Source organism: Streptomyces fumanus (genome assembly GCF_014655295.1).
Taxonomy (GTDB): domain Bacteria; phylum Actinomycetota; class Actinomycetes; order Streptomycetales; family Streptomycetaceae; genus Streptomyces; species Streptomyces fumanus.
This window is the reverse complement of sequence record NZ_BNBI01000001.1, coordinates 520,862-534,535: the sequence shown is the minus strand read 5'-3', so window position 1 is coordinate 534,535 and position 13,674 is coordinate 520,862. Positions and strand designations below refer to the sequence as shown.

Below are 13,674 nucleotides of genomic sequence, written 5' to 3'. Positions count from 1 at the left end.
ACAGGAAAACCCCAGGTCAGCGCCCCCACCGGGAACGTATTTCCTCCCAGGGGTGGCGGTGCGGCAAGATGGGGTGTATCTGCCCACTGCCTGATTAAGCTGCCGGACGGTTTCTCTTGGCTGAGTTCATTTACACCATGCGCAAGGCGCGTAAGGCGCACGGCGACAAGGTGATCCTCGATGACGTCACTCTGAACTTCCTGCCGGGGGCGAAGATCGGCGTCGTCGGCCCGAACGGTGCCGGTAAGTCGACCGTGCTGAAGATCATGGCCGGGCTGGAGCAGCCGTCGAACGGGGACGCGTTCCTGTCGCCCGGCTACACCGTCGGCATCCTGCTCCAGGAGCCCCCGCTCAACGAGGAGAAGACCGTCCTGGAGAACGTCCAGGAGGGTGTCGCCGAGATCAAGGGCAAGCTCGACCGGTTCAACGAGATCGCCGAGCTGATGGCCACCGACTACTCCGACGCGCTGCTGGAGGAGATGGGCAAGCTCCAGGAGGAGCTGGACCACGCCAACGCGTGGGACCTCGACGCCCAGCTCGAACAGGCCATGGACGCGCTGGGCTGCCCGCCCGGCGACTGGCCCGTGGTCAACCTCTCCGGTGGTGAGAAGCGTCGCGTGGCGCTGTGCAAGCTGCTGCTGGAGGCCCCCGACCTGCTGCTGCTCGACGAGCCGACGAACCACCTCGACGCCGAGTCGGTGAACTGGCTGGAGCAGCACCTCGCCAAGTACGAGGGCACCGTCGTGGCCGTGACCCACGACCGGTACTTCCTGGACAACGTGGCCGGGTGGATCTGCGAGGTCGACCGCGGCCGGCTGCACGGCTACGAGGGCAACTACTCCAAGTACCTGGAGACCAAGGCCGCCCGGCTCAAGGTCGAGGGCCAGAAGGACGCCAAGCGGCAGAAGCGGCTGAAGGAGGAGCTCGAATGGGTTCGCTCCAACGCCAAGGGACGGCAGGCCAAGTCCAAGGCCCGGCTCGCCCGGTACGAGGAGATGGCCGCCGAGGCCGACAAGATGCGGAAGCTGGACTTCGAGGAGATCCAGATCCCGCCGGGCCCCCGCCTGGGCAACGTCGTCGTCGAGGTCAACAACCTCACCAAGGGCTTCGGTGACAAGCTGCTCATCGACGACCTCTCCTTCACGCTGCCGCGGAACGGGATCGTCGGCGTCATCGGCCCGAACGGCGCCGGCAAGACCACGCTGTTCAAGATGATCCAGGGCCTGGAGCAGCCCGACTCCGGCACCATCAAGGTCGGCGACACCGTCAAGATCTCCTACGTCGACCAGAGCCGCGAGAACATCGACCCCAAGAAGACGCTGTGGGCCGTCGTCAGCGACGAGCTGGACTACATCAACGTGGGCCAGGTCGAGATGCCGTCCCGCGCGTACGTGTCGGCGTTCGGGTTCAAGGGGCCGGACCAGCAGAAGCCGGCCGGGGTGCTCTCCGGCGGTGAGCGCAACCGGCTGAACCTCGCGCTCACCCTCAAGCAGGGCGGCAACCTGCTGCTCCTCGACGAGCCGACCAACGACCTCGACGTGGAGACCCTCAGCAGCCTGGAGAACGCGCTGCTGGAGTTCCCCGGCTGCGCCGTGGTCGTCTCCCACGACCGGTGGTTCCTCGACCGGGTCGCCACGCACATCCTCGCCTACGAGGGCGAGAGCAAGTGGTTCTGGTTCGAGGGCAACTTCGAGTCCTACGAGAAGAACAAGATCGAGCGGCTCGGCGCGGACGCCGCCCGCCCGCACCGCGCCACCTACAAGAAGCTGACCCGGGGCTGATCGATCTTGCGGCACATCTACCGCTGCCCACTGCGCTGGGCGGACATGGACGCGTACGGACACGTCAACAACGTGGTCTTCCTGCGCTACCTGGAGGAAGCCCGGATCGACTTCCTCTTCCGCCCGGACAAGGACTTCCAGCAGGGGTCGGTGGTGGCCCGCCACGAGATCGACTACAAGCGGCAGCTCGTCCACCGGCACGCGCCGGTGGACATCGAGCTGTGGGTCACGGAGATACGGGCCGCTTCCTTCACCCTCGCCTACGAGGTGAAGGACGGCGACCAGATCTACGTCCGCGCCTCCACGGTGATAGTGCCCTTCGACTTCGAGGCACAGCGGCCCCGCCGGATCACCGCGGCGGAACGGGAGTTCCTGGAGGAGTACCGGGACGACCGCGAGGAGGAGGCCGTCGCCGCATGACGGTGCTCCCCCTCGTCGACGAGGGGGAGGCGGCGGACCTCGCGGCCTTCCTCTCCCGGCTCCTCCACTACGACCGTTCGGCCGCGGTGCGGCTCCAGGCCGTCGGCACCGCGCTCGCCGTCTTCGGCCGGCCGCCGGCCTTCGAGGTGCTGACCATCCGCGCGGTACGGCTCGCCAAGCCGTACGAGGACGGGCTCGACGCCACCCTCGACGTCACCGTGTCCGCCGGTGAGCTGCTGGAGTCGGTCCAGGAGACGGCGGCGACCTGTGCCGTGCCCGGCGCGGTGACCGGCCCGCCCTGGGCCGGTGTGCTGCCCCCGCGCGGCAACTGGCGGCCCGAACCGGGGCTGCCGCCCCTGCCCGCCCTGCGCGCCCTGGTCACCGCCGGGGTCGCCGAATTCCGGTCCCGTACCGCCGAGTTGGCGCCGGAGCGGCGGACCCGGGCCGAGCTGGACCGGATCGGCCGGGACATATGGTCGCGCACGGTCGCCGGCACCGCGCTGCCGGTACGGGCCGTGCACGCCGCCCAGTCGCTGGGCTTCCTGCGCGGCGAGCACGGTCTCGGCCTGGTCTCCTCGGGCGCCTGGCTGCGGCTGCGCACCCCGTACGGCTCGGTCGCCGTCCGCCGGGCGGGCACCGGGGCGCTCGGCATCAGCGTGGCCTGAGCGGGGCCCGCCCCTGCCACTCGTGCCCGTACCGGGCGCCGGCTCAGTCCCGTTCGCTGTCGTCCGGGCGGACGGCGATGTGGTCGGGCTCCAGTTCCAGGGCCACGCGGTCGCGCATGTCCAGGGCCCGGAGGTAGTCGGCGGGCAACTGGAGGCGGCCGGCCCGGTCGAGCATGGCGTACTCGCGGGCGACCACCCGCTCGTGCCCGGTCGCGGCGTCGACCTCGCTGCGGCGCAGTACCTCCGTGGAGGTGCGGCCGTCGCGGATGGCGACCGTGCGGCGGACCTGGCCGGCCACCGCCTGGTCGTGGGTGACGATGACGACGGTGGTGCCGAGGCGCTCGTTCACCGTGCGGAACGCGGCGAAGACCTGCTCGGCGGTGTGGGAGTCGAGTTCGCCGGTGGGTTCGTCGGCGAGCAGCACCGCCGGGCCGCAGGCCAGCGCCACGGCGATGGCGACGCGCTGCTGCTGACCGCCGGACATCTGCTCCGGGCGGCGGTCCCGGCAGTCGGCGACGCCCAGCAGTTCCAGCAGTTCCCGGGCGTGTTCGGCCCGCGCCCGGCGGCCCGGCCGGCGGCCGCGGACCCCGGCCAACTGCATCGGCAGGGCGACGTTCTGCGCGGCCGTGAGATACGGCAGCAGATTGCGGGCGGTCTGCTGCCAGACGAAGCCGACGACCTCGCGGCGGTAGACGAGCCGGTCCTTCGCGGACAGCGCCAGCAGATCCCGGCCCGCGACCCGTGCCGCGCCCGCCGTGGGGGTGTCCAGGCCCGCGAGGATGTTCATCAGCGTGGACTTGCCGCTGCCCGAGGCACCGACCAGGGCCATCAGCTCGCCCTCGCGGACCAGCAGGTCGAGACCTTGCAGGGCCTGCACCTCGACGCCGTCGGCGGTGAAGATCCGGACCAGCCGGTCGCAGGCGATCAGCGCGTCATGGCCGTAGGCGGGGCGGTCGCGGGCGGCGGAGGCGCGATCGGCCAGATCGGCGAGGGTGGGGTCCGTCGTCATCCGTCTCTCCCTGTCCGGCTGTTGTCCGTGGGCGCTGGGATACGGGTCACCGCGCGTCCCCCGCCCGCAGCTCCCGTACCGATCCGCGGCGGCCCGACCACCACGCCTGGACGGCCGCCGCGCCCACCGCCACCGCCAGGACGGCGGCCGTCGGCACCGCCAGCGACCACGGGTCCGTACGCAGCTCCGCCTCGCCCACCGGGGACGCGGCCGAGGCCAGGGCGATCGTGGTCAGGTCGATGCCGGGGGCGAGCAGCCGGACGGTCGCCCACCCGGTCAGCACGCCGCCCGCCGCGGCGAGCAGGGCCGGCGGCAGGGACTCCAGGACCAGCAGGCGGCGGCCCTGGGCACGGGTGAGGCCCATGGTGCGCAGCCGGGCGAGCAGCGCGGCGCGCTCCGGGGCGGCCCGCAGCAGCGACAGCAGCAGCGCGACGACGGCGTACCCGGCGCCGGCCGCGACCGCCGCCGCGTAGAGGCGTTCGGCGCCGGTCTGCAGGGGCGACTCGACGTACCGGGCGCGCTCCTGGGACCGCAGCAGTACGGACAGCGTGCGGGAGCCCGCGCCGGAGCCGCCCGCCGCCCGGCGCAGCGCGTCCGCGTCGATGCCGGCGCCGGTCAGCAGCAGGGCGGTCGGGCGGGCCGCCTCGGCGGACAGCGCGGAGCGGTCCACAACCAGGAAGTCGGCGCCGGTGACGGCCGGGGTGCGGTCCCGGACCAGGACGACGCGGACGGTGACGGAGCTGCCGTCCTCCAGACGCAGCGCGAACGGCCGCGCGGTGCCGAACCGCTCGGCGACGGCCGGGGAGGCCAGGGCGGGCAGCACCGCGCCGTCCGCCCGGTCACGGGCCAGGTCGTCCGGGGGAAAGCCGCCCAGGCCGGTACGGGCGGCGAGGGCCGCGTAGGCGGCGGGGTCCACGCCGGCCACCGGGAGCGTGCCCGCGCCGTCCTGCGGTACGGACTGGTAGGCGAGGCTCACCGCGGTGAGGTCCCGTACGCCCGGTGCGCGGCGCATCCGGTCGGGCAGGCCGGACGGCAGCGCGCCGGTCGCCTCGACGCGGGCGTCGGCGCCCACGGTGAGCAGCGCCGCCCGGTCCCGGGTGCCCTCCACCCCGGCCAGCACCGAACCGCCGAACGCGGCGGTGGTGAACGCGGTCACCAGGGCCAGCAGCGGCAGCACCGCCGAGGCGGACGTACGGCCCGCGCGGGCCAGCGAGAGGTGGGCGACCGCGCCGCGCAACCGGCCGGCCGGGCGGGCCAGCGCCCGCAGCGGCAGCGGGTACAGCCGGACCAGCACCAGCGCCGCCACCAGCCCGACCAGGACCGGCGCGGCGGACACCAGGTCCCCGGCGCCCTCCGCCGCGCCCCGCCGGCGCAGCCCCTCGACCGCGCCGAGCGCGAGGACCACCAGCGCCAGCTCCGCGACCGTACGGCGCCGGGACGGACGGACCGCCACCGTGTCCCGGCGGGGATCGTGGGCGCGTACCGTCCGGTGCGCGGCGGCGGCCCGCAGCGGCAGCGCGGCGCAGGCCGCGGCGGTGACCGCGGCGGCCGCCGCGAGGGCGGGCCCGGGCCGGCCGCCGGGGAGCGCGAGCAGGGCGCCGGCCAGGCCCAGGGCGGCGGCGGGCAGCGCGACGACCGCCGTCTCGGCCGCCAGCCGCCGGGCCAGGCCGCGCAGAGAGGCGCCCCGGGCCCGCAGCAGGGCCAGTTCGGCGCGGCGCCGGTCGGCGGCGAGCCCGCCCGTCATCAGCAGCACGACCCCGGCAACCGTGCCGGTACCGGCCGCGGCGACGGCGACCAGCGGGCCGATCCCGTCCCGTAGTTCGGCGTACGCGGCGAACACCTCGTCGAGGTCGGTGCTCACATCGGCGGCCGGGTCGGTCGCCGACCGCACCGCGCGCAGCCCCGGCCCCGACTCCAGGGACGCCACGGCGGAGGTCAGGCCGTCCAGCGCGCGGGCGCGCAGCACCCGGTCGGCCGGGGCCAACTGCCAGTACCGCACCGGATTGCCGGCCGTGCCCAGCAGCACGGGCGCGGCCTCGGGCGCGAGCAGCAGGGCGCCGACCCAGTACCGGTCGTCGTCCGGGCCCTGCGAGCCCGGCGTCGGCGTCAGCGCGGGGGTGCGCAGCAGCGGCTGGCTTCCCCAGTACGGGCCGTCGGGTTCGCGCGGGGCGAGGATGCCGGTGACGCGGACGGTCACCGGGGGGCGTTCGACGCCGGGGACGTGGATCTCCGCGCCGACCCCGATACGCAGCGCGCGGGCGGTCTCCTCGGTGACGGCCGCCTCCACGCGGGCGGTCGCGGCGGTCACCGGGCCGGTCGCCCGGGGCAGCCGGCCGGCGCGCGGCCGGGCGTGGTCACCGAGTCCGTACGGCGTCGCCAGCACGACCTGCGCGGGCAGTCCGCTCGGCCGGGGCAGCCAGGGGTCCGGCGCCACCACGCTCCGGGTGGTCCGCACCCCGTACGTCGACCGCGCCCGGTCCACGGCGAGCGGCGGGGTCACGGCGGCCAGCGTCCCGCGGTACCGCTCGGCCAGCGCGGCCGGCCGCAGCGCGGCGGCCCGTTTCCCGGGCGGCAGCGCCAGGTCGGGCTGGGGCGCGATCACCATCACCCCGGTCCGGTCCGGCCCCGCCTGCGCCACCGCGCGGCGCAGCCCCGCGTCCGCGTACCGGTCCAGCGCCAGCGGGAACGCGGCGGCCAGACACACGGTCACCGCCACGAGCAACGCCAGCGCGGCGGCGGCACCGGGGGCGGTACGCAGCCGGGTGCGCGTCCAGGGGGCGGGGACGGGGGGCGTACGGGGCGCGCGGGGCGCGGAGGGGCGGGGCGTCGGTGCGGAGGACATCCGGCGTCACCTCGTCCGGGGGACGGGCTCGGGCGACCGGTCGGCCGCGTGGGCGGGGGCGTGGGAGGTACGGGACGCGCGGGGGAACGGTGCGGTTGCCCGGGCCGGGGTCGGTACTGCGGCCGGGGTCGGATGCGGCGCCCGGGCCGGGGTCGGTACTGCGGCCGGGGTCGGATGCGGCGCCCGGACCGGGGCCGGTACCGCGGCCGGGGCCGGAAGCGGCGCCCGGACCGGGGCCGGTACCGCGGCCGGGGCCGGAAGCGGCACTCGGGCCGGGAACGGTACCGCGGCCGGGGCCTGGATCGGCGCCCGGGCCGGTGGCGGTATCGCGGCCGGGACCGAGATCGAGGCCCGGACCGGGCTCGGTACTGCGGCCGGAACCACGGCCCCGGCGCCGCGCGAAGCCCACGTCACGGCATGTCACCCCCCTGCTCCCGCAGAGCCGACGGCCTCCTGTCGCCCCGGGTCGCCAGGGTGACCGCGATCAGGATCGGTACGAGGGCGACGGCGGTCAGGAGGGCGGCGACGCGGGGGACCGGGAGTTCGACGAGGACCTCGGGGACCGGTCGCGCGGCGCCCGGGGTGAGGACGATCAGGGGGACCACCGCCCGGGTCAGGAGGACGCCCAGGGCCGTGCCCACCGCCAGTGCGAGGCCGATGAGGACGCCCTGTTCGACGGCGACCGTCCGGGCCGGTCCCCGGCGCGGGGCGCCCAGGGCGCGCAGGATCGCGAACTCCCTGCCGCGCTCCCGCAGGGACCCCGCCGCGCCCACCGCGAAACCGACCGCCGCGAGCGCCGCCGCCACCCCGGCCGCCGCCGTGAACACCGCCCCCGGGCCCGTCCCGAACGGGTCGTCCCGCAGCTTCTCGGCCAGCTCGTCGCGGACCACGACCTGCGCCGGATCGAGGTCCGGGAACGCCCGCAGCGCCGCCGCCGCCTTCCGCGCGGCGCCCGGCGCGGTCGCCAGCCACCACTCGGTGGGCGTCACGCCCGCGCCGTACCGCGCCTGCAGCACCCGGTTCACCGCCCGCAGATCGACCAGCAGCGCCCCTCCGTCGCCCGTGGCGGCGTTCTCCCGCGCGGTGGACGGCAGCTCCCGTACCGACCGTGTGATCCGCACCGGTACGGTCGTCCCGCCGAAGGCCACGTCCAGGCGCTGCCCGGTGCGGGCGCCCGCCGAGGCGAGGAAGCGGTCCGTGGCGACGGCCGTGACCGGCGGCGGGGCGGGCCGCGCCACCCGCAGCCGCACGGTCAGCGACGAACTCGCCCAGGTCTGGTCGGCCGGCGTGTACCCGGTGCCGTACTCGACCGCCGGCGGCGCGGACGACCGCAGCCGGGCCGGGGTGGGCGCGGTGCGCGCGTCCGGCCCGGACACCAGGCCGTCGCCGTGCGAGACCGCCGTCCAGGCGCGGGGCAGCCGCAGCCCCCGCGAGGTCCCGTCGGCGGCCGTCGCGGTCAGCCCCGTCAGGGTGAACCGGTGCCGTTCGGCGCGGCCGATCGGCTGCACCAGGACCAGCTCCACGCCGGTCACCGTCAGCGGACCGCCGGCCAGGGCCACGGTGAGGGTGTGCGGGCGGCCGTCGGCCGGCAGGTCCCCGGCGGACAGGGGGTAGGGGACGCCGTAGCGGTCCTCGACGGTGACGGTGACGTCCGCGGTCGTGCCGGGACCGGCGTCGCTGCGCAGGCGCGCCGTCAGGCCCAGCGCCGTCGCCCCGGCGGGGACGGCGGCGCCCGGCGCCGGGTCGTCCGGGGCCGGTCCGGCGAGCAGGGCGGCGCGCGGCACCGGAGCCAGGTCCCGGCGCAGCAGCATCGTCTCCGCCGCGCGGGCGGTGTCCAGCGCGAGGACCGTCGCCGTGCGGTCGCCGGACAGCGGGAGTTCGGAGCGGGCCGCGGGGGCCGCCCGCACCACGCCGGGCACGGCCGCCAGCGCCTCGGTGCGGCCGGGCCGGGCGGCGCCGGTGCCCAGCACCCGGACCGGCGCACCCGCCCGGAAGTCGGCCTGGTCGTCCTGCGAACGGTCCCAGGAGGCGCCCTGCCCGACCGCCAGCGTGCCCAGCGCCACCGCGAGCACCAGCAGCAGCACCGGGCCCGTGCCGCGGGCCGGCCGGCGGCTGAGCTGCCAGCCCGCCAGCGCCGCCGTCAGCCCCCGGCCGCCGGCCGCCCGCCGCTCGGCGAGCCGCGCCACCGGCGGCAGCAGCCGCAGCGTCAGCACGGTCCCGGCGAGCAGCGCCAGCGCGGGCGCCGCGACCAGCAGCGGGTCGACGCCCAGCCCGCCGGAGGTGTCGGCGGTCACTGCGCCCGAACGCTGCCCGCTCAACTGCCAGTAGGCCACGCCCGCCACCGCCAGCAGGGCCAGGTCCGCGCCCGCGCGCACCGGCGCGGGCAGCGGCCGGGCCCGGCCGCCGGCCGCCGGGGAGGAGGCCGGCGCGGGCAGCGTCACCGCCAGCGCGCAGCCCAGCGCCACCGCCAGCGCCACCCACCGCACGGTGCCGTCGCCGGCGAACGGCACCTGGGGGCGCAGCCCGATCCGGGCCAGCGGCCCCTGCCCGGCCAGCAGCCGGGTCAGCGGCCCGGCGAGCAGCGGCGCGGCCAGCGCGGCGGGGGCGGCCAGCAGCAGCGCCTCCAGCGCCGACAGTCCCGCGAGCCGCGCCCGGGAGGCGCCCCGCGCCCGCAGCAGCCGCAGCTCCCCCGCGCGTTCGGCGCTCAGCAGCCGGGCCACCAGCAGCAGCGCGCAGACCGCGAGCAGGGCGAGCTGGAGCGCGATCACCAGCAGCGTGGAGCGGGCCACCACCAGCGAACGGTCCAGCCGGTCCAGCACCTCCGGCAGCGAGGTCCGCGCGGCGGTCGTCCCGCTCAGCACCGGCCGCCCGCGCAGCCACCGGGTCCCTTCCCGCGCCGCCTCGCGCAGCGCCCCGGTGCGGTCCGCCGTCAGCGTCGAGAAGTCGGCCGCCGCCAGCCACCCGGAGGGCCCGGCGCTCACCCGCCCGCCGGTCAGCGTGCCGGACGCGGCGAGCAGCGGCCCGTACGTCGTGAAGTCGCCCTTCTTCACCCCGCGTCCGCCGAGGTCGTCCAGGCGCCAGTACGGGGCGCCGGTGTCGGCGGGCCGGTACAGGCCGGTGATCTCCACCCGTACCGGCGGGCCGCCGAGCCGGTCGGTGAGGGTGAGCCGGGCGCCGGGCCGCAGGCCGAGCCGGTCGGCGGCGACGGCGGGCAGGGCGGCCTCGACGGTCCCGGCGCGGTCCCGGGGCGGCCGTCCCGCGACGAACCGCACCTGGCCGGGGTCCAGCGCCGCGAAGTGCGTCAGGTCGGGGTCGGCGGAGCGCCGGTCGCCGGTGCGGGGCAGGGCGTACGGGCCGGACCGGGTCAGGGTCCGCACCGTGACCGGCAGCCCGTCGAAGGCACGGCGCGCGCCCTCCCGTACGGCGTGCGCGGCGGCCCCGCGCCGGGCGGCCGGGACGTCCGCCTCGACCAGCAGCGCGGTGTCGGCGGCGGTCGCCGGGTCCCGTAAGGAGTGGCGCAGGGCGGCGTCGCCGATCGCGCCCGAGTACGCGGTCAGGGTCGCCAGGACCGCCGTGGTCAGCAGGACGGTGAGCAGCGCGGCGGCCAGCAGCGTCCGGCGCGCCCGCGCCCGCGCCAGCACGAACGCCGCGAGTCCCCCGAACCCCGTCACCCGGCCCCCCCAGCCGCTTCGACCAGTCCTGCCGGGATGCTGTCAGAGCCGGTACGGCGGAGGTAACCGCCCGAGGCGCGGTCTTGACCGGATCGTGACCGGTTACCGGCGACGGACGACCGGAATCCGCGCACCCGCGGAAGCGGTCAGCCGGGGGTGTTGACCATGGACGCCGCCGCGTACGTCAGGTACTTCCACAGCGTCCGCTCGTGCTCCTCGGACAGGCCCAGCTCGTCCACCGCGTCCCGCATGTGCTTCAGCCAGGCGTCGTGCGCCGCGCGGTCCACGGTGAACGGGGCGTGCCGCATCCGCAGCCGGGGATGCCCGCGGTTGTCGCTGTACGTCGTGGGACCGCCCCAGTACTGCATGAGGAAGAGCGCCAGCCGCTCCTCGGCCGGCCCGAGGTCCTCCTCCGGGTACATCGGCCGCAGGAGCGGGTCCTCGGCGACCCCCTGGTAGAAACGGTGGACGAGCCGGCGGAAGGTCTCCTCCCCGCCGACCTGCTCGTAGAAGGTCTGCTCCTGAAGCGTGCCGCGCCGAATCTCATTCACGTCCCCCATGGTCTCAGACGCCGGGGACCAGGACCGGAGGCTTAGGACCGGCCTCCGCCGTACTGTGGGGGCATGGAGGACCTCGCCGTCGCGGCGCGGGCCGCGCTGGTGCGGGAGATCGGGCTCGGCGGCGGCTGGGAGGCCGATCCGAGCTGGCGGGCGGCGTTCGAGGCGGTGCCGCGCCACCTCTTCGTGCCGTACTACTACGTCGGCGTCGCCGGCGGCTACGAGCGCCGGTGGGGCGAGGACCCCGACCCGGCCGCCCGGGAGCGCTGGCTGCGCGGCGCCTACGCCGACGTGCCGCTGGCCACCCGGCTGCGCGACGGCGAACTGCTCTCCTCCAGCAGCCAGCCCTCGCTGATGGCGCTGATGCTGACCGCGCTGGAGGTGCGCGACGGCGACCGGGTCCTGGAGATCGGCGCCGGCACCGGCTACAACGCGGCGCTCCTCGCCCACCGGCTCCGCGACCACGGCCTCGTCACCACGGTCGATCTCGACCCGGAGATCACCGAGGCGGCCCGCCGGCACCTGGACGCCGCCGGGTACCACCCCGTCGTCGTCACCGGCGACGGGGCGCGCGGGGTGCCCGAGCGCGCCCCCTACGACCGGATCATCGCGACCTGCGCGCTGCCCGCCGTGCCGCGCGCCTGGCTCGCCCAGTGCCGCCCCGGCGGCCGGATCCTGCTGCCGCTGGCCACCGGGCTCCTCGCGCTCACCGTGCGCGACCGCGACCACGCCGAGGGGCGGTTCCTGCCCACCCCGGCGTACTTCGTGCCGCTGCGCGGCGGCGACCGGGCCGAGCCGCCGGTGCCGGGGCCGGCCGGGGTGCCCCGCCGGGCCCGCGAGAACGACCACTTCCGGTTCCTGCTGGCGCTGACCCGGGGCGGCCTCGACCCGGCGGAGGCGTACGCCGTCTGGGAGCGCGAGGGGGCGCCGCCACGGGAGCGCTACGGCGTCACCCTGGCCGGCGACCTCGTCGCGGCCTGGCTGGACGACCCGCGGGGGCCGTACGTCTGGCCGCTGCCGGACCTCGGGTCCCTCAGCTCCGGCGGATCGTGATCGTCGTCCAGGCGCCCACGTGCACCCGGTCGCCGTCCTGGAGGGGCACCGGCACGAAGGGCTGGATCGGCTCCTCGCCGCCGTTGACCGTCGTGCCGTTGGTCGAGTTCTGGTCGACCACCGCCCAGCCGCCGTCCGGCTGCTGCACCAGCACCGCGTGCTGATGCGAGACGCCCGGGTCCTCCGGCGGCACCGACAGGTCGATGTCCGGGGTGTCGCCCGTGGAGTGGCGGCGCCGGCCGATCGTCATCTGGTTGCCGGTCAGCGGGCGCTGCTGCTCCGGGGAGTACGCCGGGAGGTTCAGGCCCGCGGCCTCGGGGCCGGAGCGCTGCATCATCGCCATGAAGTACTCGCGGTCGGGGCCGATCGTCGCCGTCCAGGTGCCGTTCCGCTGCGGCTGGGCGGGGCCGGGGTGGGGGTAGCCGTAGCCGCCCTGGGGCTGGCCCTGGGGCTGGGCCGGGCCCTGCGCCTGACCCTGACCACCGGGGCCGCCCTGGCCGGTGGACGGGGGCGGGAGCAGCCAGTCGTCATCCGCGCGGAAGCCCTGGGGGCCGCCGCCCTGCTGACGGCTGGCCTCCTGCGGGAAGCCGGGCGGGGCGGCGGGCGGAGCGGTCGGGGCGGACTGCCGGTACGACTGGGGGGCGCCGGGGCCGTTGGGAGCGCCGGGCGCGCCGGGGCCGCCGGGCCCGCCTACGGTGCCGGGGCCGTGGGGCGCACCCGGGGCGCCGGGCGCACCCGGGCCGCCCGGGCCCGGGAAGCCGGGGCCGCCCGGCCGGTTCGGGAAGTCGGGCGCGCCGGGCCGGGAGAAGTCCGGACCGCTCGGCCTGCTGCCGGGGAAGTCGGGGTCGGCGGGCCGGGAGAAGTCAGGCCGACCGGGGCCGCCGGGCCCACCGTGCCCCCCAGACGTCTGCGGGAAGTCGGGACGACCCGGGCCGCCGGGTCCACCCGGCCCACCAGGTCCGTCCTGGCCACCAGGCCCACCCTGGCCACCAGGCCCACCCTGGCCACCGGGACCGCTCGGACCACCGGGGCGGCCGTGATCACTCGGACCACCGGGCCCGCCCGGATTACCGGGCCCACCGAAGCCACCCTGACCACTGGGACCACCGGGACCACCGGGACCACCAGGGCCGCCGTACCCGCCAGCCCCACCGGGCCCACCAGCTCCACCGGGCGCACCAGTCACACCGGACCCACCGGGCCCACCATGACCCCCCGCACCCGGACCCCCAGGCCCGCCCGACCCCCCCGACCCCCCGGGAGGGATCGGTTCCGCCGGCCGGTTGATCTGCGACGGCCGGGAGCTCTGATAGTCGTAGCCGTCACGGCCCCCGCCGCCCCCGCCGCCGTACGACGGACCGGACGGCGGCTGGAAGCGGGGCGCCGGGGGGCGCGGGGCGGCCGGGGTGTACGAGGTCGCCGTGTTGGTGAGGAAGTTCCACCGGCACTCCTCGCAGAACGGCGCCCCGCCCTCCCGCGGCGTACGGCACTGCGGGCACAGCTCGGGTGCGCCGCCGGGGCCGCCGCCGGGCGGGGGCGGGAAGCCGTAGCCGCCACCGGCCGGGGGCGGCGGCGGGGGAGACGGCGGCACGGCACCGGCCATGCGGTGACCGCAGACCTCGCACCAGTCGTCGGAACCCGACTGGTGTCCGTTCGGGCAGGTCGGCATGTCGGGC

9 protein-coding genes are annotated in these 13,674 nt (G+C 76.9%); 4 read left to right on the top strand and 5 right to left on the bottom strand.

The window, feature by feature from the left end:
* The first annotated feature begins 116 nt into the window (after positions 1 to 116).
* From ettA to IE316_RS02245, 3 genes are read left to right on the top strand one after another with little or no spacing between them, the layout of a single operon-like run.
* Positions 117 to 1,781 carry an energy-dependent translational throttle protein EttA gene (gene ettA, locus IE316_RS02255; protein ID WP_190202361.1) on the top strand — a complete coding sequence of 555 codons (1,665 nt, stop codon included), beginning with the start codon at positions 117 to 119 and terminating at the stop codon, positions 1,779 to 1,781.
* Between the two features lie 6 nt (positions 1,782 to 1,787).
* Positions 1,788 to 2,201 (top strand): acyl-CoA thioesterase, encoded by a 414-nt coding sequence (locus tag IE316_RS02250; protein ID WP_190202360.1) that lies wholly within the window; start codon positions 1,788 to 1,790, stop codon positions 2,199 to 2,201.
* Positions 2,198 to 2,866, top strand: coding sequence for a DUF8185 domain-containing protein (locus tag IE316_RS02245; RefSeq protein ID WP_190202359.1), 669 nt, complete (start codon positions 2,198 to 2,200; stop codon positions 2,864 to 2,866). The genes IE316_RS02250 and IE316_RS02245 overlap by 4 nt, the downstream gene beginning before the upstream one ends.
* A gap of 43 nt (positions 2,867 to 2,909) precedes the next feature.
* Here IE316_RS02245 and IE316_RS02240 read toward each other — a convergent pair whose 3' ends face one another.
* From IE316_RS02240 to IE316_RS02225, 4 genes are all read right to left on the bottom strand, one after another.
* Positions 2,910 to 3,875 (bottom strand): ABC transporter ATP-binding protein, encoded by a 966-nt coding sequence (locus tag IE316_RS02240; RefSeq protein WP_190202358.1) that lies wholly within the window; start codon positions 3,873 to 3,875, stop codon positions 2,910 to 2,912.
* A 46-nt stretch (positions 3,876 to 3,921) separates the two neighbouring features.
* Positions 3,922 to 6,717: an FtsX-like permease family protein gene (locus IE316_RS02235; RefSeq protein WP_190202357.1), complete on the bottom strand. Its 2,796-nt coding sequence runs from the start codon at positions 6,715 to 6,717 to the stop codon at positions 3,922 to 3,924.
* 410 nt (positions 6,718 to 7,127) lie between these two features.
* On the bottom strand, positions 7,128 to 10,388 hold the full coding sequence (locus IE316_RS02230) for an FtsX-like permease family protein (protein ID WP_229910152.1): 3,261 nt from the start codon (positions 10,386 to 10,388) through the stop codon (positions 7,128 to 7,130).
* A gap of 146 nt (positions 10,389 to 10,534) precedes the next feature.
* Positions 10,535 to 10,948 carry a globin gene (locus IE316_RS02225; RefSeq protein WP_190202356.1) on the bottom strand — a complete coding sequence of 138 codons (414 nt, stop codon included), beginning with the start codon at positions 10,946 to 10,948 and terminating at the stop codon, positions 10,535 to 10,537.
* 63 nt (positions 10,949 to 11,011) lie between these two features.
* On the opposite strand from IE316_RS02225, the gene IE316_RS02220 reads away from it, so the two are divergent.
* Entirely contained in the window at positions 11,012 to 11,998 is a 987-nt protein-coding gene (locus tag IE316_RS02220) for a methyltransferase domain-containing protein (RefSeq protein WP_190202355.1), read from the top strand.
* On the opposite strand, the gene IE316_RS02215 is transcribed toward IE316_RS02220, so the two are convergent.
* Positions 11,979 to 13,667 (bottom strand): FHA domain-containing protein, encoded by a 1,689-nt coding sequence (locus IE316_RS02215; protein WP_190202354.1) that lies wholly within the window; start codon positions 13,665 to 13,667, stop codon positions 11,979 to 11,981. The two genes, IE316_RS02220 and IE316_RS02215, sit on opposite strands and share 20 nt — an antisense overlap.
* Positions 13,668 to 13,674: the final 7 nt, after the last annotated feature.